Source organism: Sphingobium xenophagum NBRC 107872, assembly GCF_000367345.1.
GTDB lineage: Bacteria > Pseudomonadota > Alphaproteobacteria > Sphingomonadales > Sphingomonadaceae > Sphingobium > Sphingobium xenophagum.
In genome coordinates this window covers 40,028-61,579 of record NZ_BARE01000030.1, presented here as the reverse complement: position 1 = coordinate 61,579, position 21,552 = coordinate 40,028, and the positions used below count along the sequence as shown (strand labels likewise).

18 protein-coding genes and 1 pseudogene are annotated in these 21,552 nt (G+C 64.4%); 8 read left to right on the top strand and 11 right to left on the bottom strand.

What is annotated here, in order from left to right; all coding sequences use genetic code 11:
- Nucleotides 1-189 precede the first annotated feature (189 nt).
- Nucleotides 190-2,769 (top strand): ATP-dependent chaperone ClpB, encoded by a 2,580-nt coding sequence (clpB, locus tag SX1_RS13765; protein WP_017182961.1) that lies wholly within the window; start codon nucleotides 190-192, stop codon nucleotides 2,767-2,769.
- Nucleotides 2,770-2,806: 37 nt separating this feature from the next.
- Here clpB and SX1_RS13760 read toward each other — a convergent pair whose 3' ends face one another.
- Both SX1_RS13760 and SX1_RS13755 read right to left on the bottom strand, forming a co-directional pair.
- A complete protein-coding gene (locus tag SX1_RS13760; protein ID WP_017182960.1) occupies nucleotides 2,807-3,058 on the bottom strand; it encodes a hypothetical protein in 252 nt (83 codons plus the stop codon).
- Between the two features lie 75 nt (nucleotides 3,059-3,133).
- Nucleotides 3,134-4,414: an aspartyl/asparaginyl beta-hydroxylase domain-containing protein gene (locus SX1_RS13755; protein WP_255209763.1), complete on the bottom strand. Its 1,281-nt coding sequence runs from the start codon at nucleotides 4,412-4,414 to the stop codon at nucleotides 3,134-3,136.
- Nucleotides 4,415-4,525: 111 nt separating this feature from the next.
- On the opposite strand from SX1_RS13755, the gene SX1_RS13750 reads away from it, so the two are divergent.
- Nucleotides 4,526-5,560 carry a hypothetical protein gene (locus SX1_RS13750; RefSeq protein ID WP_019053461.1) on the top strand — a complete coding sequence of 345 codons (1,035 nt, stop codon included), beginning with the start codon at nucleotides 4,526-4,528 and terminating at the stop codon, nucleotides 5,558-5,560.
- Nucleotides 5,561-5,642: 82 nt separating this feature from the next.
- Here the strand turns inward: SX1_RS13750 and SX1_RS22675 are convergent.
- Nucleotides 5,643-8,642, bottom strand: a pseudogene (locus SX1_RS22675) (TonB-dependent receptor domain-containing protein).
- 394 nt (nucleotides 8,643-9,036) lie between these two features.
- Between SX1_RS22675 and SX1_RS13740 the strand changes: the two are divergent.
- A complete protein-coding gene (locus SX1_RS13740) occupies nucleotides 9,037-9,579 on the top strand; it encodes a hypothetical protein (protein ID WP_017182956.1) in 543 nt (180 codons plus the stop codon).
- 5 nt (nucleotides 9,580-9,584) lie between these two features.
- Here SX1_RS13740 and SX1_RS13735 read toward each other — a convergent pair whose 3' ends face one another.
- Genes SX1_RS13735 through xseA form a run of 3 tightly spaced genes read right to left on the bottom strand, consistent with a single transcriptional unit; the run spans nucleotide 9,585 to nucleotide 12,147 of the window.
- Nucleotides 9,585-10,424, bottom strand: coding sequence for a M23 family metallopeptidase (locus SX1_RS13735; RefSeq protein WP_019053458.1), 840 nt, complete (start codon nucleotides 10,422-10,424; stop codon nucleotides 9,585-9,587).
- A complete protein-coding gene (locus tag SX1_RS13730) occupies nucleotides 10,421-10,633 on the bottom strand; it encodes a DUF2093 domain-containing protein (protein ID WP_019053457.1) in 213 nt (70 codons plus the stop codon). Before SX1_RS13730 ends, SX1_RS13735 begins: the two co-directional genes overlap by 4 nt.
- Nucleotides 10,634-10,653: 20 nt before the next feature.
- A complete protein-coding gene (gene xseA, locus SX1_RS13725) occupies nucleotides 10,654-12,147 on the bottom strand; it encodes an exodeoxyribonuclease VII large subunit (RefSeq protein ID WP_026149768.1) in 1,494 nt (497 codons plus the stop codon).
- 7 nt (nucleotides 12,148-12,154) lie between these two features.
- Here xseA and purD point away from each other — a divergent pair, with 7 nt between their 5' ends.
- Both purD and SX1_RS13715 read left to right on the top strand, forming a co-directional pair.
- Nucleotides 12,155-13,432 (top strand): phosphoribosylamine--glycine ligase, encoded by a 1,278-nt coding sequence (purD, locus tag SX1_RS13720; RefSeq protein WP_019053455.1) that lies wholly within the window; start codon nucleotides 12,155-12,157, stop codon nucleotides 13,430-13,432.
- Nucleotides 13,433-13,497: 65 nt separating this feature from the next.
- A complete protein-coding gene (locus SX1_RS13715) occupies nucleotides 13,498-14,037 on the top strand; it encodes a helix-hairpin-helix domain-containing protein (RefSeq protein ID WP_019053454.1) in 540 nt (179 codons plus the stop codon).
- A gap of 33 nt (nucleotides 14,038-14,070) precedes the next feature.
- Here the strand turns inward: SX1_RS13715 and SX1_RS22670 are convergent, their stop codons facing one another.
- The 5 genes from SX1_RS22670 to SX1_RS13690 all read right to left on the bottom strand — a co-directional run bounded on the left by SX1_RS22670 (nucleotide 14,071) and on the right by SX1_RS13690 (nucleotide 19,467).
- Complete coding sequence (locus SX1_RS22670; RefSeq protein WP_255209762.1) at nucleotides 14,071-15,036, bottom strand: acyltransferase family protein; 966 nt, start codon at nucleotides 15,034-15,036, stop codon at nucleotides 14,071-14,073.
- A gap of 274 nt (nucleotides 15,037-15,310) precedes the next feature.
- Entirely contained in the window at nucleotides 15,311-16,105 is a 795-nt protein-coding gene (locus tag SX1_RS13705; protein ID WP_017182949.1) for a 3'(2'),5'-bisphosphate nucleotidase CysQ, read from the bottom strand.
- Nucleotides 16,092-17,438 carry a TldD/PmbA family protein gene (locus SX1_RS13700; protein WP_019053452.1) on the bottom strand — a complete coding sequence of 449 codons (1,347 nt, stop codon included), beginning with the start codon at nucleotides 17,436-17,438 and terminating at the stop codon, nucleotides 16,092-16,094. The genes SX1_RS13705 and SX1_RS13700 overlap by 14 nt, the downstream gene beginning before the upstream one ends.
- 42 nt (nucleotides 17,439-17,480) lie before the next feature.
- On the bottom strand, nucleotides 17,481-18,398 hold the full coding sequence (gene nudC / locus SX1_RS13695) for an NAD(+) diphosphatase (protein WP_026149767.1): 918 nt from the start codon (nucleotides 18,396-18,398) through the stop codon (nucleotides 17,481-17,483).
- Nucleotides 18,385-19,467, bottom strand: coding sequence for an A/G-specific adenine glycosylase (locus SX1_RS13690; RefSeq protein WP_019053450.1), 1,083 nt, complete (start codon nucleotides 19,465-19,467; stop codon nucleotides 18,385-18,387). The genes nudC and SX1_RS13690 overlap by 14 nt, the downstream gene beginning before the upstream one ends.
- 26 nt (nucleotides 19,468-19,493) lie before the next feature.
- Here SX1_RS13690 and SX1_RS13685 point away from each other — a divergent pair, with 26 nt between their 5' ends.
- Genes SX1_RS13685 through SX1_RS13675 form a run of 3 tightly spaced genes read left to right on the top strand, consistent with a single transcriptional unit; the run spans nucleotide 19,494 to nucleotide 21,527 of the window.
- A complete protein-coding gene (locus SX1_RS13685; protein ID WP_026002354.1) occupies nucleotides 19,494-20,036 on the top strand; it encodes a DUF721 domain-containing protein in 543 nt (180 codons plus the stop codon).
- A 45-nt stretch (nucleotides 20,037-20,081) separates the two neighbouring features.
- Complete coding sequence (locus SX1_RS13680) at nucleotides 20,082-20,747, top strand: thioredoxin domain-containing protein (protein ID WP_017182944.1); 666 nt, start codon at nucleotides 20,082-20,084, stop codon at nucleotides 20,745-20,747.
- A gap of 45 nt (nucleotides 20,748-20,792) precedes the next feature.
- Nucleotides 20,793-21,527, top strand: a complete 735-nt coding sequence (locus SX1_RS13675; protein ID WP_026149766.1) for a thioredoxin domain-containing protein — start codon at nucleotides 20,793-20,795, stop codon at nucleotides 21,525-21,527.
- Nucleotides 21,528-21,552: the final 25 nt, after the last annotated feature.

Sequence of the window (21,552 nt, the reverse complement as noted above, 5' to 3'; positions counted from 1 at the left end):
TGTACCGACTCCGCCGCCCGCCCCTGCTCGCTTCGGTGCCTGGCCCGCGCGCATCCATTACGCCCTCGCCCGCGCGCCAGACTGATAAGGATTTGGGTGGAAATTGCGTAGTGCCTCTTGTGTGGCCTTTTGGCAACACCACATGAGCCGCAGTTTGATAAAGAGCCCAGGGCTTCAAGAAGGTAAGTCATGAACCTCGAAAAATTCACCGACCGCGCCAAAGGCTTCCTCCAGTCGGCGCAAACCGTCGCGATCCGCATGAGCCATCAGCGGATCAGTCCGGAACATCTGCTCAAGGCATTGCTGGAAGATGAGCAGGGCATGGCGTCGGGCCTCATCAAGGCCGCAGGCGGCGCGCCCGACATCGCGCTGCGTGATACCGATGCCGCATTGGCCAAGGTGCCGTCGGTCTCCGGCAGCGGCGCGCAGCAGACGCCGGGCCTCGACAATGATGCCGTGCGCGTGCTGGATTCGGCCGAACAGGTCGCGACCAAGGCCGGGGACAGCTTCGTCACTGTCGAGCGGCTGCTGCTGGCGCTGACGCTGGCCAGCACGACGGCTGCGGGCAAGGCGCTCGCCGCCGCCGGGGTCAAGCCCGAAGCGCTCAACGCCGCGATCAACCAGTTGCGTCAGGGCCGCAGCGCCGACACGGCTGGCGCTGAGGATCGCTATGATGCGCTCAAGAAATTCGCCCGCGACCTCACCGAAGCGGCGCGCAGCGGCAAGCTTGATCCGGTCATCGGCCGGGACGAGGAAATTCGCCGCACCATCCAGATCCTTGCCCGCCGCACCAAGAACAACCCGGTGCTGATCGGCGACCCCGGCGTCGGCAAGACCGCGATCGCCGAAGGCCTTGCGCTGCGCATCGCCAATGGCGACGTGCCCGATACGCTGAAAGATCGCACGCTGATGGCGCTCGACATGGGCAGCCTGATCGCGGGCGCCAAATATCGCGGAGAATTTGAGGAACGGTTGAAGGGCGTGCTGGACGAAGTCAAAGCCGCCGAAGGACAGATCGTCCTCTTCATCGATGAAATGCATACGCTGATCGGCGCGGGCAAATCCGAAGGCGCGATGGATGCGGGCAATCTGCTCAAGCCCGCCTTGGCGCGCGGCGAACTCCATTGCATCGGCGCGACGACGCTCGACGAATATCGCAAGCATGTCGAAAAAGACCCTGCGCTCCAGCGTCGTTTCCAGCCCGTGTTCGTCGGGGAACCCACGGTCGAGGATACCATCTCGATCCTGCGCGGCCTGAAGGAAAAATATGAACTGCACCATGGCGTGCGGATCACCGACAGCGCGCTGGTGTCTGCCGCGACGCTTTCCAACCGTTACATCACCGACCGCTTCCTGCCCGACAAGGCGATCGACCTGATGGACGAGGCCGCGTCGCGCCTGCGGATGGAAGTGGAATCCAAGCCCGAAGAGATTGAAAATCTCGACCGCCGCATCATCCAGCTCAAGATCGAGCGCGAGGCGCTCAAGAAGGAAACCGACAAGGCCTCGGCCGACCGGCTGGCGACGCTGGAAACCGATCTTGCCAATCTGGAGGAGCAATCCGCTGCGCTCACCACCCGTTGGCAGGCGGAAAAGGACAAGATCGCCGGCGAAGCGAAGATCAAGGAACAGCTCGACGCCGCCCGGCTCGAACTGGAACAGGCACAGCGCGCCGGCGACCTCGCGAAGATGAGCGAACTGTCCTACGGCACGATCCCCAGCCTCGAAAAGCGCCTGGCGGAAGCGGCGACCGCGTCCGAAGGCGCGATGCTGCGCGAGGAAGTGACCGCAGAGGATATTGCCGGGGTCGTCGCCCGCTGGACCGGGATTCCGGTCGAGCGGATGATGACCGGCGAGCGCGAGAAGCTGCTGGCGATGGAAGAAACGCTGGGCAAGCGCGTCATTGGCCAGGCCCACGCGGTCAGGGCCGTATCCACCGCCGTGCGCCGCGCCCGCGCAGGGCTGCAGGACCCCAATCGCCCGCTTGGCTCCTTCCTCTTCCTTGGCCCCACGGGCGTCGGCAAGACGGAGCTGACCAAGGCGCTGGCCGGTTTCCTGTTCGACGATGAAAACGCGATGGTTCGCATCGACATGAGCGAATTCATGGAGAAACATTCGGTCGCCCGCCTGATCGGCGCGCCTCCGGGCTATGTCGGCTATGAGGAAGGCGGCGTGCTGACCGAAGCCGTCCGCCGTCGCCCCTATCAGGTCGTGCTGTTCGACGAGGTGGAAAAGGCCCATGGCGACGTGTTCAACATCCTGCTCCAGGTGCTGGACGATGGCCGGCTGACCGACGGGCAGGGTCGCACGGTCGATTTCACCAACACGATCATCGTCCTGACATCGAACCTGGGCAGCCAGTATATCGCGGCGCTGGGCGATGATGATCCGGTCGAAAAGGTCGAGGAACAGGTGATGGAGGTCGTTCGCGGCCATTTCCGCCCCGAATTCCTCAATCGTCTGGACGAGATCATCCTGTTCCATCGCCTCGGCGTCGCCCATATGGCCCCGATCGTCGATATTCAGGTCGCCCGCGTGCAGAAGCTGCTCAAGGATCGCAAGATCATGCTCGACCTGACCGACGGTGCGCGGGCATGGCTGGGACGGGTCGGCTATGACCCTGTCTATGGCGCGCGGCCATTGAAGCGCGCAGTCCAGCGTTACCTGCAAGACCCGCTGGCCGACCTGATCCTGCGCGGCGAGGTGCCGGATGGCTCCACCGTCCGAGTGGAAGATGGCGACGGCGCGCTGGTTTTGAGCGTCGCTTGAGGCGATAGCACGGGAGGGGCAATCCCCCTCCCGTGCTTCAACCGTTGGGGTTCATCCCGGCGCGGCTGCGGGTGATGATGTCATCGGCATCCCGGTTCTGCTGCTCGGAAATCGCCCGCCATTCGGCGTTGGTCTTGCAGATGCGTTCCTTCTTCACCAGCGAACCAGTGACCTGAAACCGCTTGCACCGCACTGCATTGGGATCATTCTTGTCCAGCGGAGCCTTGTCCTGCGCCACTGCGGGCATCGCCAGAACGATCAGGCTGGACGCAATCACTGCCTTCAACATATGCACTCTAATTCTCCCAGAATGACGACAGTGCGAATCCCCTCTCTCCGAATGGGCCAGCCTCCATGTCGTCGATCAGATGCGCGACGGGACGTTATTCGTCTTGCTCGCATCAGCCGTGGCATAGAATTGCTTCAATAGTTGCTGCTCCGCAAGCGACAAATGCGGGTTCCATACGTCGAAAATCAGCACGACCCGCAAATGATCGCTGTCATTCCAGGCTTCATGATCGATCGTATCGTCAAAGCCGAAGGCGACCCCTTCTTGCCATGCCCGCGTTTCACCCCCAACGCGAAAGAAGCAGCCCTGCGGCACGATCAGTGGAAGATGAATGATCGCGCGCGTATTGGTGACGCCGGTATGCGCCGGAATCCGGCTGCGCGGCTTGAGCAGGGAAAAGAAGGCCGACGGCGCCCGCCCCGGAATGTCGGCGCGCGGCAAAGCCTCCAGCGCCGCGACGGTCTGCGGGCAGGCGGCGCACACCGCTTCGTTTCGTACGCCATATTCCCACAGGAACGCCGCCCCCCAGTCCAGCGACCCGTCAAGCGCGGTCCATTTATTCTGCGGCGTCCCTGCATCCTGCCGCACATAGGGACGGATGGCGTCGCCACGCTTGTCCACCATGGCGAGAAATTCGGCGCGGATCACGTCGGTCTTTGCCTCCAGCGCGTCCATCCAGGGGAAATGCTGCCGGTCGAAATATTCGTCGGCGGGCAGGAAGGGGTAATGCAAACCCGAACAGTGATTCTGGTAGATGGTCCGGCGGCCAAACTCCCGGTCCAGGCAAGCCTGAAAGCGCCGCTGCGTCACCCCGTCCGATGCCTTCAACTGGGCCGCGACCCCCGCCTCGACAAAAGCGGCGAATTGCGCCTGATGGGCTGTAACGAAGTCCCGTGCCTGCGCCAATATGTCTGCCAATGCAGGCGGCAGGTCGGTCAGTCCCGCTGACAGCGCCAGCGCCTTGCCCCAGCTGTCTGCTGCCGCTTGCCTTTCTTCCAGCCGTTGCTGGAGTTGCGCCATGCGGATTTGCGCCATCAAATTGCGCTGGTCGATGTCGATCGCCGCCTGCAGCGCCGCCCGCTCCGCCTCCGCCGCGCCAAGGCCGCGCTCTGCCGACGCCACGTTCATCCACAGCGCCGCCTCCTTGGGATCAGCCGCGGCCGCGCCACGAAAATGCACGCTGGCCGCTGCAAAATCGCGCCGGTCGAGGGCGATCATCCCCAGCAGGTTGAGCGCCTGCGGCTCCCCTGCCTGTCGCTTCAATGCGTCGCCCAGCAATTGCTCGGCCGCCGTGATGCGCCCCTGTCGCCGCGCCTCCGCCGCTTGCTGCACTAACCCACCAACAGCCCCGTCCATAAAGCCCCCCAGCTTCCTGTCCATCATCGCTACCATAAGCGCTCGCAGGGGCAACTAAGGGAAACTCCTGCGGCTTGAATGACCCGAAAAGCCATGCGAAGGCTGGTCGTCATGAGCTCCCCCGATCCTGCGATCCGCGACATCGTGCGCGACGCCCAATGGCTGGCCCATCGCTACGATCCGGGGCATGGCGCAGTCCATATGCGCTTTGTGCCACGCGCGCGGCATGGCGATATCCCCTTCCTGACCGACGAGTATCTGGGCGCGACCGACGCACCGCTCGTGCTGCGGCTGAGCGACGCCATGGAGCAGGTACCGCCTCGTGCGCCGATCCATTTCCTGTTTCATTCGGCCTATTGCTGTTCGACCTTGCTGGCCGGCGCGATGGATATTCCGGGCGTCGCGATGGGTCTGAAGGAACCGGTGCTGCTCAATGACCTGATCGGCTGGCGACATCGCGGCGCAAAGGGGCCGGAGGTTGCCCGCGTGCTGGACGCAAGCCTGCACCTGCTGGCCCGCCCCTTTGCGCCGGGCGAGGCCGTGGTCGTCAAGCCCTCCAACGTCATCAATCCGCTGATCCCCGCGATCATGAGCTTGCGCCCCGATGCGCGCGCCCTCCTGCTCCATGCCCCGCTCGAACCCTATCTCGCCTCGATCGCGCGCAAAGGGATGTGGGGGCGGCTGTGGGTGCGCGATCTGTTCCAGAAGCTGGCGCGCGAAGGGATGATCGCCCCTCTGGGCATCGCCCCGTCAGACTATCTGGGACTGACCGATATTCAGGTCGCCGCCGTCGGCTGGCTGGCGCAGCAGCATCAGTTCCACACTCTGTGCGATCAACTGGGAGCGCGGGTCGCCACGCTGGACAGCGAAACGCTGGTCGCAAGGCCGACCGAGAGCCTCGCTGCGTTGGCGCGGCTGTTCGGGCTGCAACTGGACGATGCGAGGGTTCGCGCAATCGCAAGCGGTCCGGTCTTTGCCCGCGACGCCAAAAATGGCGCGGCCTTCACGCCCGGCCAGCGCGCCGAGGCTGCCCAGCGCGGTCTGGAGGCGCATGCCGACGAGATTGCCAAGGTGGTCCATTGGGCGACGGTGATGGCCGACAATGCGGGCATTGCGCTGCACCTGCCCCGATCATTGATCGCCTAACTCGCCCGCCTGACTTTCGCCCATGAAAAAGGGGGCCGGTGTCGCCACCGGCCCCCTTTCCTTATCTTGACTGATCGAAAGATCAGAAGCGCAGCTTGGCAGCGACCGTGTAGCGGCGGCCCAGCGCGTCGTAGGTCGACGGATAGACGTTACCGCTGTTGTAGCTGGTCGAACCGATCGAGTTGCCAACCACCTTGGGCTGGTTGTCCAGCAGGTTCTGCACGGTCATGGTCAGCGTGACTTCGTCAGAGACGTGGAAGCGGCTGGTCAGGTCGAAATAATGTTCAGCCGGGATACGGTTGAAATCGACTTCCTTGCCGTTCAGCGTGCCGACGAAGGCATCGCCATCCTCATATTTCACGCCGTCGATATAGCGCCACAGCAGCGACAGATCGACCGAGTCAAACGAGAGGGTGTTGCGCACCGACCAAGAGAATTCCGGCTGGATCGAGGCGCAGTTGACGCTGTAGAGACCAACGCATTCGCGGTTGAGCGACGTCGGGGTCGCCTGGAACGTCGAGCTGTTGGTCCAGTTGCCGTTGGCGCTCAGCGCCCACTTCGCGAAACCGACATCCTTCTGATAGTTCAGCTGAACGTCGATGCCGTCCGTGGCCAGCTTGCCCAGGTTCGACAGCGTCTGCGGCAGACCGCCGACGACAGCTGCTTCACCAAACAGAGCGCCTGTGCCCGGATCGCGGCGGATGCCGGTGCAGGCCGGGTCCGAAGCGCTGGCGGCGGTGATGTTGTCGAAGCAAGCCGAAATCACGTCATCAGGTGTCGGGTTGGTGATCGCACCCGTGATCTTGATGTTGTAATAATCGACCGTCAGGCTGAAGCCCGGCAGGGCTGCTGGCTGGAGCGACACGCCCAGACCCCAGCTGTTCGACTTTTCCGGGCCGAGGGCGAGGTTACCGCCACCGGTGGAGTTCACCTGGCCAGCCGGATCATTGATGATCGAGCCGAGCTGGGCTGCCGTTGCGCCCTGGGCGATACAGACAGCCGCCAGGTTGGCATTCTGGGTCGGCGCGGCGCCGGCGCAGGGATCGCTGTCCAGGTTGGTCAGCGTGGTGTTCACCGGAGCAAACAGTTCGGCGATGTTCGGCGCACGAACGGCACGCGAATAGTTGCCGCGGAACTTGATGCCGTCAACCGGCGTCCAGTTGCCGGCCACCTTCCATGTGGTCGTGTTGTAACCCGAACCGCCATCGACCGAATAGTCGGATTAGCGGATGCCCGCTTCCACAGTCAGATCCTGGAAGAAGGGCTTGTCCTGCACCAGCGGCAGAATGACTTCGCCATAGGCTTCATAGACGTCATAGCCGCCGTCGATGTTCGGTGCCGCACCACCGGCGCCGCCCAGATCGCCCGACTGCGACAGCAGATCGGATTCCTGACTGGCGCCATATTTGCGATATTCGCCACCCAGAGCGAACGCCAGGCTGTCGGTGCCGAAGGGCGAAGCGACGCCAAAGTCACCGCTGACCGTGCCCTTGACCTGCGCCAGCGAGGTCTTGGTGGTGACCTGGCTGTTGGCCGTCAGATAGGCATTCTGCGCAGCCGTGATCGAACCATCGGGACCGAACACGTTGAGCGGGACGCAGCCATTGGTGTCGGTCAGGCAGGTCGCGGTGTTGGTCGCGAGAAGCGCCTGACGGACGCGCGAGTTCAGCCAGTAGCCCTGCTGGGTCTGGACGTTCTCCGATTCACCGTAGCCACCCGACAGATCCCAGTCGATCGAGTCGGTGATGCCACCGCGCGCGCCGATGCGATAATCGAAGAAGGTGGTGGTGAAGTCGGAAATACGCGGACCCAGTTCGGTCGCACGACGCGACAAGGTCGTCGTGACGGTGCGATAGTTCGGGTCGGTCGGGCTGGTCGCGGTCGCCGCGGCGGCGCATTCAGCCGCCGAGAAGCGGGCGGTGTAGCCAACGCCAGGCGTGGTGTCGAAGGCGCAGAAGGCATTACGCTGGGCAGCCGACAGATAGGGGTTGCTGAGCGGAACCACAACCGAAATGCCGAAGGCACCCGACGGCGCGATGATCGTGCTGACGGTGTTCTTCGAAAAGATGCCCCGCGAATAGACTTCTACCGCGTCGCTGACTTCGTAGCGGCCCGCGCCGTACATGTTGAAGCGTTCAAACGGCGTCTGGAAGATGTTGAACGGGTTGAAGTTATAAGCATCGAACGCAGAGGTGCCGCGGAAAGCGCCACCAGCGGCCGTCACCTGACGGTTGCCCTGCACGGCGTTACAGGCTGGCTGTCCATCGAGGCCGCAACCGGTCGTGATCGAATCGGCGCCGGTCGTGTTGACGTTGGTGAAACGCGACGGGGTCGACGTGCCCGAACCGCCGCCAAGGCCGGTGAAGGAATCGATCGAGACATTCGAGAACGGACGATCGCCCTGATAGACCGGGTCGGACTGCTGATAGCCAACCGAGAAAACCACGTTACCGCGGCCATCATCGAAATTGGCGCCCAGCGTCACGTCGGCGCGGACATAATGACCATCGGCTTCTTCGGTCAGCTGGTTGGCGATATTCGCTTCCAGACCGGCAAAGTCGGACTTGGTCACGAAGTTGACGACACCCGAAATGGCGTCCGCACCATAAGTGGTGGAAGCGCCGCCGGTCAGCACATCGACGCGGTCGATCAGTGCCAGCGGGATGTTGTTAAGGTCGAAACGGCCGTTCAGTTCGGCAGGCACCAGACGGTTGCCGTCGATCAGGACGATATTGCGGTTGGAACCCAGGCCGCGCAGGTTGACGAACGAAGCGCCGCCATTGCCGTTGTTGACGGCCGAACCGATGCTGGGAACGATACCCGGAATTTCACGCAGAATTTCTTCAGCGGTGTTGTTCTGCTTCAGTTCGATCTGGTCGGCGGTGGTCGCCGTAACCGGGGTCGAACGCGCCAGATTGGGGTTCTTGATCAGCGACCCGGTAACGATGATGGTGTCGCCCATTTCGGCATCGGCAGCCTGCGGCGCGTCCTGCGCGATGGCGGCGGTCGCGATCAGCGACGCGCCCAGAATCGCGGGTGCGACGCTGGCACGCAAAAGTGCCCTTTTGGAAAATGTCTTCACGGTCCAGTCCCTTGCTCTGGAGGTTGGCAGATGGCCTGCCACTCTAATGCACCTACAGGGGGACATGGTGCCCGACAGCGATCCCCCCATATGGATAGGGGGAAACTGCGCGGGGCGAACGGCGCTGTAAAGCCGGGGAAAAGGGCATTCACCGCTTTTGAACGCCCCTGTATCATAAATGCAACATGAACGTGGCATGACTGTTTTACAGGTGGTTAGCAATATAGTTGCACGACGGTCCTACGCCATGCAGCAATCATGCCGCGCGACCAAACAAGGCAGCCCTATTGTGGCGTTGCTCCTGCTTGGATGGCGTTCGCAGGCGCATATTGACCTTGCCTCTGGCGGGTGCATTGTAGAGGAACAAAGTGTCCGACGCGATGGAGAGACGATTATGGCGGGCTTGCGCGCACTGTTTTTGCTGGTCCCGCTCTGTATCGCGGCCCAATCTTCCGCTGCGCCGCAACGGCAACAGCCCCGACCCGAAATTTTCAATGACCTTTTGAAATGCCGGACGATCACAATTGATTCGGAACGGCTTGCCTGTTTCGACCGGCAGGTCGGCGCAATGGATGCTGCGGCGCAGCGCGATGAAGTGGTGGTGCTGGACAAGGGCGAACTGAACAAGACGCGCAAGACCCTGTTCGGCTTCTCCTTCCCCAAATTGCCCTTCCTTGGCGGTGGCGACGACAAGGAAGATGCGCCAGCCGAGGAAGGCGTCACCCATATCCAGGCGGTGATCGCATCGGTCCGCAGCCTGGGCTATGGCAAATGGCAGATCGGGCTGGACGACGGCGCGCAATGGATCACGACCGAAGCGATGACCGCGCGTGATCCCAAGGTCGGCCAGTCGATCGAACTGAAACGCGCCGCCATGGGCAGTTTCATGGGCAAGGTCGATGGCGGTCGCGCCGTAAGGATGAAGCGGATAAGCTGACGAGGCTATTGCCCGCTGGGCATCGGCCCGGCGAGCAAGAGCGGATCGATCCGCGCGTCATTCCACTTCATTCCCCAATGAAGGTGCGGGCCGGTAGCCCGCCCCGTCGCGCCGATCGCACCGATACGCTGTCCCTGCGATACATGATCGCCAAGCTTCACATCAACGCGCGACAGATGCAGGAACGCGCTGTTCAGGCCATGGCCGTGGTCGATCATCAGCAAATTGCCTTCCAGCGTGAAAGGCTTGTCGGCGGCCAGTATCACCACGCCGTCGGCCGGGGCCACGACCGGCGCACCGGTCGCCCCGGCCACGTCGACCCCGCCATGATAGGCGCCAGCCGTCCCCTGATAGATGCGCTGCGACCCGAACAGGCCCGATATACGCCCCACTCGCGGCCAGACGAACCGCTGCCGCCAACCCGTGGCGTCAGTCACCACTGCCCGCGCAGCGGCGATCTGTTCCAGTTCCGGCTTGCGCAGCGCCAGAAACGCCTCGCTGCTTTTGGTGGGCCGCATCGGCGCATTGATCCGCTCGATCCGCCATGCACGCGGAGCGATGGCAATCGGGTGGTCAAGCGTGCGGCCATCGGCCAAGCGGGCGGTCAGTTGCCCGGTCGGCCCGGCGTCGCGATCGAACGCGATCAGAAAACGGCCATCGCCATCGACCGGGACCAGCTTGCCATCCAACGTCAACGCCACCGTGCCCGCAGGGGCAGTGCCCAGCAGCACGCCACCCTGCGTCGCCGCCCCCTTGATCGTGAAGTCGGCGCGGTCGGGCAAGGGTGCGGCAGGTGCGGAAACGCCCGCCAGCGCAATCAGCAGTACCGCCGCCCAGTGCCTCATCGGCCGCTATTCGCCTTGATTTCGGCCCGCGCAGAGGCTTCCGCATCGGCATAGGGTTCCTGCCGCGCGATGCTCCAATAGCGCAGATCCTCAAGCGCAATCTTCTGGCCGGTCACTGCGCACAGCACATGATCGCCCGCCTGCAGCACGCGGAAACTATAGGCCATATAATGGAGCCGGGCGACACGATCGCTGTTGGACATCAACATGGGTCAGACCTTCTGGCGCTTCACGAAAACAGATCCTTCTGCGGCTCTTCCACCCCGCGCGGTTTGCGCGTCGGGCGTGGTGGAGCAGATATAGCGGCTGGGGCGGGCTTCTCAAGCGATGCCCCGCTATCCCCGACCGTCGCATCGACCGTCCCGTCCCGGAAATGCAGCGTCACCGCGCCTGCGGCCTGCGCCGCTGCGACCGACTGAACCAGCCGCCCGTCGGCCATCACCCGCGCATAGCCCCGCGCCAGCGGCAGGTCGGGATCAAGCGAGGCGAAATGGCGCGACACCCGGTCAAGCGCCGTCGCCCGGTCGCGATAGACGCGCGCCAGATAGTCAGGGCGTGGCCGCAAACGGTCCAGCCGCTCGCTCGCCCGCTGGAGATATTGCTGAAGCAGCGCCGGTCGCAGCGCCCCGCCTGCTTGCCCCAGTTGCGCGCGCGCATCCGCAATCCGGTGGCGCAAGCCGCTGCCCAGCGCGTCGGACAGCTGGTCCAGCCGTTGCCGCTGCGGGGCGAGCAGCATATCGGGCGTCGGCATCAGCCGCGCCTGCATTTCCAGCCTTTCCCTGGCCTGCCCCGCCCCGCGCCGTACCGCGCGCCCGGCACGCAAGCCCATCTCGCCCAGCATCGCCAGCAGGTCCGCCCGTACCGGCACCGCCAGTTCCGCCGCCGCCGTCGGCGTGGGCGCGCGCATGTCGGCGGCATAGTCACACAGCGTGGTGTCGGTTTCATGCCCGACCGCGGAAATGATCGGAATAGAACAGTCGGCGACCGCGCGCACGACGATTTCCTCGTTGAAGCTCCACAGATCCTCGATCGATCCGCCGCCGCGCGCCACGATCACCAGATCGGGCCGCGGCAGCCGCCCGCCCGCTTCCATCGCGCTGAATCCGCGCACCGCACGCGCAATCTGTTCGGCAGCCCCCTGCCCTTGCACCAGCACCGGCCAGACCAGCACATCGGTCGGGCAGCGATCCGCCAGCCGGTGCAAAATATCGCGAATGACGGCGCCCGTGGGCGATGTCACAACGCCAATCGTGCGCGGCAGGAAGGGCAGCCGCCGCTTGCGCTCCGCCGCAAACAGCCCTTCGCCCGCGAGTTTCGCTTTCAGCTTCTCCAGCAGCGCCATCAGCGCGCCTTCGCCCGCCAACTCCATCCGATCGATCACGATCTGATATTTCGACCGGCCGGGATAGGTGGTCAGCTTGCCGGTGGCGATCACCTCCACCCCATCCTGTGGCGCAAAGGCCAGCCGTTGCGCCCCGCCCTTCCACATCACCCCGTCCAGCACCGCATTATCGTCTTTCAACGCCAGATAGAGATGCCCGGACGCCGCCCGCTTGAACCCGGAAATCTCGCCGCGCAGCCGCACATGGCCGAAACGATCCTCCACCGTGCGCTTGAGCATCCCCGACAATTCGCTGACGGACAGCGGCGGCGCGTTGTCGCCCGCCCGTTCCTCCGCTAACAGGCGGCCCGAACTGTCATAGGCATCATATTCCGGGGACATGGGCGACATGAACATCCTTTTGCTTGGCGGCGGCGGCCGCGAACATGCGCTGGCGTGGAAGCTGGCGCAATCGCCCCGGCTCGATACGCTCTATGCCGCGCCGGGCAACCCCGGCATAGCCCAGCACGCGACATTGGTCGACCTTGCCGCGACCGATCACCGCGCCGTGCTGGATTTCTGCACTCGCCATTCGATCGGGCTGGTCGTGATCGGCCCGGAAGCGCCGCTGGTCGATGGCCTCGCCGATAATCTGCGCACCATGGGCGTGCCGGTATTCGGCCCCGGCAAGAAGGCTGCGCAACTCGAAGGGTCAAAGGGCTTTACCAAGGATCTGTGCAAACGCGCGAACATTCCGACTGCCGCCTATGTCCGCGTCACGTCCAAGGATGGCGCGATTGCCGCGCTGGACGATTTCGCGCTGCCGGTGGTGATAAAGGCCGATGGCCTCGCCGCGGGCAAGGGCGTGATCATCGCCGAAACGCGCGATGAAGCGCTGGACGCGCTCGACACCATGTTCTCCGGCGCGTTCGGCGCGGCGGGCGAGGAAGTGGTGCTGGAAGAGTTCATGACCGGCGAGGAAGCCAGCTTCTTCGCGCTGACCGACGGCACCGCCATCCTGCCCTTCGGCTCTGCGCAGGATCACAAGCGGGTGGGCGATGGCGACACCGGCCCGAATACCGGGGGCATGGGCGCCTACAGCCCGGCGCGCGTCCTGACCCCGGAACTCGAAGCCCAGGTGATCGAAACGATCATCAGGCCGACCGTCGCCACCTTGGCCGCCGAGGGCATGCCCTACTCAGGCGTGCTCTATGCCGGGCTGATGCTGACCGATCAGGGGCCGAAACTGATCGAATATAATGCCCGCTTCGGCGATCCCGAATGTCAGGTGCTGATGATGCGCTTCGACGGCGATCTGGTCGACCTGCTGCTCAGCGTCGCCCAGGGTACGCTGGCCAGCCAGGGACCAGTCGCGCTGGCCGATCGCACCGCTCTCACCATCGTCATGGCTGCCAAGGGCTATCCGGGCACCCCGGAAAAGGGCGGCGCGATCAGCGGCATCGACGCGGCGCAGGCTGGCGGCGCACTGGTGTTCCACGCTGGAACCGCCGATCAGAACGGCACGCTGGTCGCCAATGGCGGCCGCGTCCTCAATGTGACCGCCACCGGCGATACGGTCGGCGCGGCGCAGGCGGCAGCTTACGCCGCAGTCGACGCCATCGACTTCCCCACCGGCTTTTGCCGCCGCGACATCGGCTGGCGCGAAGTCGCCCGCGAACAGGCATGAAGCCTTGCCGTACGGGGCGACACCTATTTACATAGGCACGGCATAATCACGAAAGGCAGCGCGCGATGCAGGAATTTTTCATGGACTATGGCCTGTGGCTGTTGATCGGGCTGCTGGTGATCATCGGCCTCGTCTTTCTGCTGTCCGGCAAGGATAAGGCGCAGGACGCCCCGCAAGACATCGCACCCACGCCGCCCGCCCAGACCCCGCCTGCCGCTCTGGTAGAGCCGACACCCGCGCCCCCCATCGCCGCGCCGGTCGAACCCGTGGCCGCGCCGACAGCACCTATAGCCCCGATCGCGACTGCCCCCGAACCAGCGCCGGAACCCATGCCGGTCTCACCCGCCGCCACGGCCGCACCGGAAGCCGACGACGATCTGCTCCGCCTCAAGGGCGTGGGACCAAAGCTCAAGACATTGCTGATCGAACTCGGCGTCACCCGCTTCGCCCAGATCGCCGCCTGGACCGACACGGACCTCGCCGCGATCGACGCCAAACTCGGCAATTTCAAGGGCCGCCCGGTCCGCGACCAGTGGATCGACCAGGCCAAATATCTCGCCGCAGGCGACATCGCCGGCTTCGAAGCCAAATATGGCAAGCTGTAAGAATCTTTCTAGTAACGCGCGCCTGATCTCAGTCTAAGCGGCGCGGGCCGGAACAGTGTCCGGCCCGATTGGCGCTGACGCAGAACGCATCGCCGCTCTACTGCCGACGAACCGCTGGACCAGCGCATGGCGTGCCGTCAACTTGCTGGCAACCGCCAGCAGCAGAAGCGACAGGACAAACATGGGGAGAGTATCTGCTCCCGCCATCATCAACACCGCCATCACAAGGGGATGCCACAGATAGAAGAACAAACTGTCCTGCCCCAGCGCATTGAGGGGCGCAAACGACAGGCGTAAGGCTGACAAGCGCGGCAACAGTGCGATCAACCCCAGGCACATCAGCAACCGCGCAGGCACGAAGGCCAAGTCGTTGTCGCTACCCTGGAGGGCGCTCCACCATATCATGCCCAACGCGCCGGTCAGCAATACCACCCCCAGATAACGGCTCGGCAACCCTCGCTCCGCCACCAGCATTCCGAAGAAGAAATAGACAGGAAAGCGCAGGAAACGATTGTCGGGCGACAACAGACTGTCGCCGATCGCGCCATGCCCCAGTCCAAAACAATACATGATCGCCAGGCTGATCGGCGTCCCGACGGCAAGCAACTGGAGCGGCGAGAAAGGCACCAGTCGCGTCACCAGGATCAGGAAGAACAGGACCGGTATGTACCAAAGGTGAAACGGCGGACGCAGCAGTAACTCGATCGGCAGGGTCCAACTCACTGTCCAGCCGCTAACCAGTATATATATGAGTAGCGCGACCATCCATGGCAGCAGAATGCGATTGGCATAGCGACCAAAAATTCGCTCTGGCGGATCATGTCGCGTGCGGACGAGATTGAGCAGATAGCCCGAAATGCCGATCATCAACGGCATGCGAAAACCCGCCCCGACCCACATCGCCAGATGCGCCTGATGGGTCAGTTCCATGGCATGCCCTGCCATGACGAATAGAATCAGCACCCCTTTAATAAGGTCCACAGACGGATTTTTCGTCACATGATAGCCCTATGTCCCCGATAATCTGGATAGAAACTGGCTACCGCCCATGTCTTAAACATCCCGTTAAACGACTCGCACAGACCAATTCTTCCGATGGCTTTTGCCCACCTGCAAATGCGTTCAAGACCGCCAGGATGGCCCTGAAGCGTCCCCTGAATTGGACGTTGGATCCGCGTCACACGCCCTCTGGTTCGTGGGGAGCAGTTCCGTCCACCGCGCGATCATCCTCTATGCGGGGCAAAATGACATCGCCAACGGTCAGCGCCTGCAATTAACCGCCCAATATCTCCCGCGCGCGCGGCGCAAGCCTTTCTGTTGCGGCGGCGTGGATGCCGGGCGCGGCGCATAGCAGGCCAAAGGCGGTTGGCCGGGGCCGGTTGAACAGCAATGGATCGCCGAGCGCATCGGTCACCATCGCGCCGGCCTCCTGACAGATGATCGCGGCGGCCGCTATGTCCCATTCGTTGCCCCAGCGCACCGTGGCGACCAGATCAGCCTCATCGGCGGCAACCATCGCCATGCGCAGCGCGATGCTGTTGGGCTTTTCGACCATCACCAGATCATTGTCGTTACGCGGCAATTGTTCGGCTGGCACCCGCGCGCCGGTGAGAAGCGTGCGGGATCCCGCGCGCAGCGTCCTCCCATTGCGGGTCGCCCCATGCCCGGCCTGCGCGATCCAATATTCGTTGCGGGCAGGCGCGGCCAATATCCCCAGCCGCACCGCGCCATCCTCGACCAGCGCGACCGACACCGCCCAGCCGCGTCGTCCGCGCAGATAGTCGCGCGTGCCGTCGATCGGATCGACCACCCACACGCGGGACACGCCCAGTCGATGCACGGTATCGGCCGTCTCTTCCGACAGCCATCCCGCCCCCGGATCGATCGCGCCGAGCGAGGCGCGCAGCAGGCCGTCGACTTCCAGATCGGCATCGCATACCGGATGGCCCGGCACTTTTTCCCACTGGCGCACGCGCGTTTCGCCACCCGCCCATAGCGCCAGCGCATGATCGGCCGCATCCGACACGGCCCCCACGATCGCGCGCAGGTCGATATCAGCCCCCGGCAACGGTCATCCCGTCGACGCGTAGCGTCGGCACATTCATGGCATAGCGGAAATGCAGGTCATTGGCGGGTATCAGGGAACGGAACATCGCCTTCAAATTGCTGGCGATGGTGATTTCGGACACCGCGTTGGTCACCGCGCCATTTTCGATCAGGAAGCCAGCTGCCCCCCGGCTATAATCGCCCGTGACACCGTTGACGCCCATGCCGATCAGTTCGGTGACATAGATGCCGCGCTTCACGTCCGCCATCAGGTCGCCGGGGGATATGCTGCCCGGCTCCATATGGACGTTGGTGATGCTGACCCCCGGCGCGCCGCTGCCGCCACGGCTGGCATGGCCGGTCGGTTCCTGTCCCAACTGGCGTGCCGACGCACTGTCCATCAGCCAGCCGGTCAGTACCCCCTTGTCGATCAGCGCGCGCCGTTCGACCGGCAGCCCTTCGCCATCGAACGGGCGCGATCGCAGCCCGCGCACCAGCAAAGGATCGTCGATGATGGTGACGTTCGCGTCAAACAGCGCCTCGCCCAGCGATTCGAGCAGGAAACTCGATCGCCGCGCAATCGCCGGGCCGACCATGCCGCCAATCAGATGCCCCACCAGGCTGGAACCAATGCGCGGATCGAAAATCACCGGCATGACGCCGCTATCGACCTTGACCGGATTCAGCCGCGCCACCGCCCGCTGGCCCGCCCGCACGCCGACCGCCTCGGCCTGGTCTAGATCTTCCAGATGACGCGCGCTGTGACTGGCATAGTCGCGCTGCATGTCCGATCCGCTGCCCGCCAGGACGCTGGCCCAGGTCGAATGGCTGGTTGCGCCATAGGCGCCCGCAAAACCATGGCTGGTCGCCAGCGCAATCTGGCTACGCCCGCTCGACGCGCCGCCGCCCTCGCTGTTGGTGATGCCCGGCACGGCGCGCGCCGCGTCCTCCGCCATCATCGCGCGTTCGCGCAGCGCAGCGGGTTCCGGCTCCTCGCTGTCGGTCAGGTCCAGCGCGGGCAGGCGCTTCTTCATCAGCCGGTCTTGCGAGGCAAGGCCTGCATAAGGATCTTCGGGCGCTTCGCGCGCCATCGCCACCGCCCGGTCGACCAGCGTGCCGAGCGTTGCGGGGTTCATGTCAGACGCGGAAATGCTGGCCGACCGGTTGCCGATGAACACGCGCAGGCCGATCTCCTCGCCCTCCGACCGCTCGATATCCTCCAGCGCGCCAAGCCGCACCGATATGTTGGTGGAGGCATTGCAGGCATAGATGGCGTCGGCTGCGTCCGCCCCCGCCTTGCGCGCGGCGCTCACCAGATCCTGCGCGCGCGACTGGGCTTCTTCTAGGCTGAGCATGGAGGCAAGCTATTCCCGAAACGAAAAAACAATGGGTCGGCCTTACGCGCTTGGCTCGCGCGGGGCAACGCCCGCCAGCCAATGGTCGAGCAAGTGCCATGCCACCGCCATGCGTGGCGGCGCGATGAAGGGCGCTTCCGGCTCCCCGGCCATCGCTGCGCGCACGCCATCGGCATCGCACCAGAAAGCGTCCTCAATCTCGGTCGGGTCCAGCGTCAGCGCGTCGCCCGCTGCCTGCGCGACGCAGGCGATCATCAACGACGATGGGAAGGGCCAGGGCTGGCTCATCACATAGCGCACGTCATGGACGCGAATGCCCGCTTCCTCGAACAATTCGCGCGCTACCGCTTCCTCGATCGTCTCGCCCGGCTCGATAAAGCCCGCGAGCGCCGAATAGCGTCCCGGTGGCCAGGCATGCTGGCGGCCCAGCAGCACCTTGCCCTCATATTCCGCCAGCATGATCGACACCGGGTCCACGCGTGGAAAATGCTCCGCCTGACACGCCCCGCACTGGCGCGCCCAGCCTGCCTTGACCGGCGCAGTCCGCCCGCCGCACACCGCGCAGAAGCGGTGGCGCACGTGCCAATGCAGCAAACTGCGCGCTGTCCCGTAAAGCGCCAGTTCCTGCGCTGACACTTGCCCCGCCAATGCCCGGCTACGGGGCGTCGCCCCCGAACCGCTCGTCAATTCGACCAGCAATTCAGCAAAGATCGGCCGTCCCGCCGGATCGACGCCCAGCAGCACATGATCCTCGACCAGCGCGCCGCCATCGATCGGCTCCAGCACCAGCGCGCCATCGACCTCGACCGGCTCCAGACCATCCAGCACCAGCACGCGCGCTGCCGGATCGGCAAATGTCTCCGCCAGCAATGCAGGGTTCGAGCGGATATGGTCGACACGATCGAGCGTGCCGCCGACAAAGCCGGGCGGGTCATCGAGCCGGGGGTCAGTGCCGTGCATCCGCATCCTTCTCCTTCAACACCGCCTGCGCCGCGCGGGCGAATAAAGTGGGCAGGCCCGCATCGGCAATGCGTTCGACCGGCCACCATTCGCCCTCGTCAGACGGGACATGATCCTGCTCCACATGGGTGGTATGGACGGTCAGCGCCAGTGAGAAATGGGTAAAGACATGGGCAACCGGCTCGGCAAGCGTCCGCCAGTCCCCGGCAAAGGGTGGCGCGGCGTCGGGATCGGCGCTCCAGTCGGAACTAGGCAGCGCCCGCATTCCGCCCAGCAGCCCCTTGTCCGGACGGCGCACCAGCCAGACATGACCGTCCGCCCGCTCGATCCACCAGCCATGACCGTTACGATGGGGTCGCGTCTTCTTGTCCGCCTTGACCGGATAGGCGGCGGGGTCAGCCGTGCGCACTGCCGCACAATCGTCCCGCAAGGGGCAGATGCCGCACGCCGGATTGCGCGACGTGCAGATGGTCGCGCCCAGGTCCATCATCGCCTGCGCAAAATCCCCCGCCCGCGCATCGGGCGTGATCGCATCCGCTGCCGCGCGGATCGCCGGGCGGGCCGCTGGCAAAGGCGTATCGATGGCAAACAGCCGCGCCACCACCCGCTCGACATTGGCGTCCACCACTACCGCGCGCCGCCCAAAGGCGATCGCCGCGACCGCAGCGGCGGTATAGGCACCCACCCCCGGCAGGGCGCGCAGTCCCTCCTCCGTATCGGGGAAATGCCCGCCATGATCGCGCACCACCGCACGCGCGCAGGCCAGCAGATTGCGGGCGCGGGCATAATAGCCAAGCCCCGCCCAGGCCGCCATCAGATCGGCATCGTCCGCCGCCGCCAGCGCCTCTACGCTGGGCCAGCGCGCCGTGAATTTCGCGAAATAGGGGCCGACCGCCGCCACCGTCGTCTGTTGCAGCATGACTTCGGACAGCCAGACCCGATAGGCGTCGGCCGCATTGGCGCCGGGCAGCGCGCGCCAGGGCAGGCGCCGGGCATGGACATCATAATGGGCCAGCAGGTCGGCTGCTATTTTTACCCCGTCTTTTACCATGTCACCCTCGACGCGCATGGCGGCGCTATGCCATGGTGCGGCCCATGACGGAACGCCCCCCGACACCCAAAGTGAAAAGTCGCGCTATTCCTGCGGCGGAGCGGCCGCGCGTCGGCGGATCGCGGCGAATCGCCGATCTGATGCCCGACATTGGCCGCGCCGCCTTCCGCAAGTTCGGCTTCGTCCAGTCGAGCATCGTCACCCGCTGGTCGGAAATCGTCGGCAGCCATTATGCCAGCATTTCCGCACCCGAATCGATCCGCTTCCCGGTCGGGCAAAAGGCTGGCGGCACGCTGCAACTCACTGTCATGAGCGGCCATGCGCCGATGGTCCAGCACATGGTGCCGGACATCATCGAACGGGTGAACCGCTTTTTCGGCTATGCCGCCGTGGCGAAAGTGGCGATGCGACAGGGCGAAATCATGCCCAGCCCCGCCGAGCGCCGCCCGCCGCCCCGCAATCTCAAGCCCATTCCGGTCGAACTGGGCGATTCGCTGCGCGACATTGGCGACCCGGAATTGCGCACGGTGCTGGAATCGCTGGCGCAGGGACTTGCCAACAGCAGCGGCCTGCCCAAAATCGGATAATCGTTCGGCTGGCGTTCAGCACCAGTCATTAACTGGACTTGGCTCATGAAAAAGCTGCTTTCCCTCGCCCTTCTCGCCCTCCCCGTCGCCGTCCTGGCCGCACCCGCCGCCAATTGGGTTGACCGCGTCACCGTCTCGGCGATCGGCGGCCATGCCATGGGCAATCCCGCCGCGCCTACCAAGCTGGTAGAATATGTCAGCTACACCTGTAGCCATTGCGCCCATTTCGTCGGCGAAGCGAGCGCCCCGCTCAAGGCCGATTATGTCAAAAGCGGCAAGGTCAGCGTCGAAGTGCGCAACGCGGTGCGCGACAAATATGACCTGACCGCCGCGCTGCTTGCCCGCTGCGGCGGCCCGGCGCGCTTCATGGGCAATCATGAAGCGCTGTTCGCCAATCAGGATGCGTGGATGGAACAGCTGCTTGCCTATGATCGGGACGCGGTGAAGCCGACCGAACAGATTGCGGCGCTGCGCGACATCGGCCAGAAAACCGGCCTCTACACGCTGATGGCCAAGCGCGGCTACACGCCCGCCCAGTTGAATGCCTGCATCGCCAGCCCCATGGCGATGAAGCAGGTCATGGCGATGACCGACGAGGCATGGAACAAGGTGAAGATCAACGGCACGCCCGGCTTCACCATCAACGGCGCGCTGGTCGCCGGATCGGACTGGGGCAAGCTCCAGGCTGCATTGCCCCCTGTCGCCCGCTGATCTAATAAAGCCGTCAACCCGCCCATAATCGGAGCCTTGCCCGTCGTGAAAGCCTTGTCCGGTGTCGTCCTTATCGCCCTGTCCCTCACCCTTGCCGCCTGCGGCAAGAGCGAAGAGGGGACCGCGCCCAAGGGCGAAGCCATTGCCGCCGTCGCGCCGCCAGCGGGCACCAGCTGGTCGGAAACCATCGCGGCGACGCCAGAGGGCTATTTCGTCATGGGCAATCCGGCGGCCAAGCTGAAGCTGGTGGAATATGGCTCCTACACCTGCAGCCATTGCCGCGACTTTTCCGTCGAAGCGTCGGAGGAGATCAAGAAGCTGGTCGATACCGGCAAGATGAGCTTTGAATTCCGCACCTATGTCCGCGACCCGATCGACATTTCGACCGCGCTGCTCGCCCGTTGCGGCGGCAAGGACATCTTCTATCCCCTGTCCGAACAGTTTTTCGCGAACCAGAACGCGATGTTCGAAAAGGCGCAGGCTCTGGGCGACCAGCCCTATCAGGCATTGATGAGCGCCCCGCCGGCACAGCGTTTCGGCCGGCTGGCCGGTGCGCTGGGCCTGATCGATTTCGCCAAGCAGCGCGGCATTGCCGAAGATCAGGCGAAACAATGTCTGGCCGATACCGGGGCAGCCGAAAAGCTGGCCAAGGGCGTCGAAACAGCCAACAGCCAGTATCAGATCACGGGCACGCCCAGCTTCCTGATCAACGGCGTGCTGGTCGACAATGTCGCCAACTGGGCGACGCTTCAGCCCAAGCTCAAGGAAGCAGGCATCTGATTGCGCGTCGGGGGGCGGACATCAG

Excerpts from the sequence above, each read along its gene's own strand:
- clpB (WP_017182961.1), top strand. The coding sequence starts at position 190 with ATGAACCTCGAAAAATTCACCGACCGCGCCAAAGGCTTCCTCCAGTCG.
- SX1_RS13760 (WP_017182960.1), bottom strand. The coding sequence starts at position 3,058 with ATGTTGAAGGCAGTGATTGCGTCCAGCCTGATCGTTCTGGCGATGCCC.
- SX1_RS13755 (WP_255209763.1), bottom strand. The coding sequence starts at position 4,414 with ATGGACGGGGCTGTTGGTGGGTTAGTGCAGCAAGCGGCGGAGGCGCGG.
- SX1_RS13750 (WP_019053461.1), top strand. The coding sequence starts at position 4,526 with ATGAGCTCCCCCGATCCTGCGATCCGCGACATCGTGCGCGACGCCCAA.
- SX1_RS13740 (WP_017182956.1), top strand. The coding sequence starts at position 9,037 with ATGGCGGGCTTGCGCGCACTGTTTTTGCTGGTCCCGCTCTGTATCGCG.
- SX1_RS13735 (WP_019053458.1), bottom strand. The coding sequence starts at position 10,424 with ATGAGGCACTGGGCGGCGGTACTGCTGATTGCGCTGGCGGGCGTTTCC.
- SX1_RS13730 (WP_019053457.1), bottom strand. The coding sequence starts at position 10,633 with ATGTTGATGTCCAACAGCGATCGTGTCGCCCGGCTCCATTATATGGCC.
- xseA (WP_026149768.1), bottom strand. The coding sequence starts at position 12,147 with ATGTCCCCGGAATATGATGCCTATGACAGTTCGGGCCGCCTGTTAGCG.
- purD (WP_019053455.1), top strand. The coding sequence starts at position 12,155 with ATGAACATCCTTTTGCTTGGCGGCGGCGGCCGCGAACATGCGCTGGCG.
- SX1_RS13715 (WP_019053454.1), top strand. The coding sequence starts at position 13,498 with ATGCAGGAATTTTTCATGGACTATGGCCTGTGGCTGTTGATCGGGCTG.
- SX1_RS13700 (WP_019053452.1), bottom strand. The coding sequence starts at position 17,438 with ATGCTCAGCCTAGAAGAAGCCCAGTCGCGCGCGCAGGATCTGGTGAGC.
- nudC (WP_026149767.1), bottom strand. The coding sequence starts at position 18,398 with ATGCACGGCACTGACCCCCGGCTCGATGACCCGCCCGGCTTTGTCGGC.
- SX1_RS13690 (WP_019053450.1), bottom strand. The coding sequence starts at position 19,467 with ATGCGCGTCGAGGGTGACATGGTAAAAGACGGGGTAAAAATAGCAGCC.
- SX1_RS13685 (WP_026002354.1), top strand. The coding sequence starts at position 19,494 with ATGACGGAACGCCCCCCGACACCCAAAGTGAAAAGTCGCGCTATTCCT.
- SX1_RS13680 (WP_017182944.1), top strand. The coding sequence starts at position 20,082 with ATGAAAAAGCTGCTTTCCCTCGCCCTTCTCGCCCTCCCCGTCGCCGTC.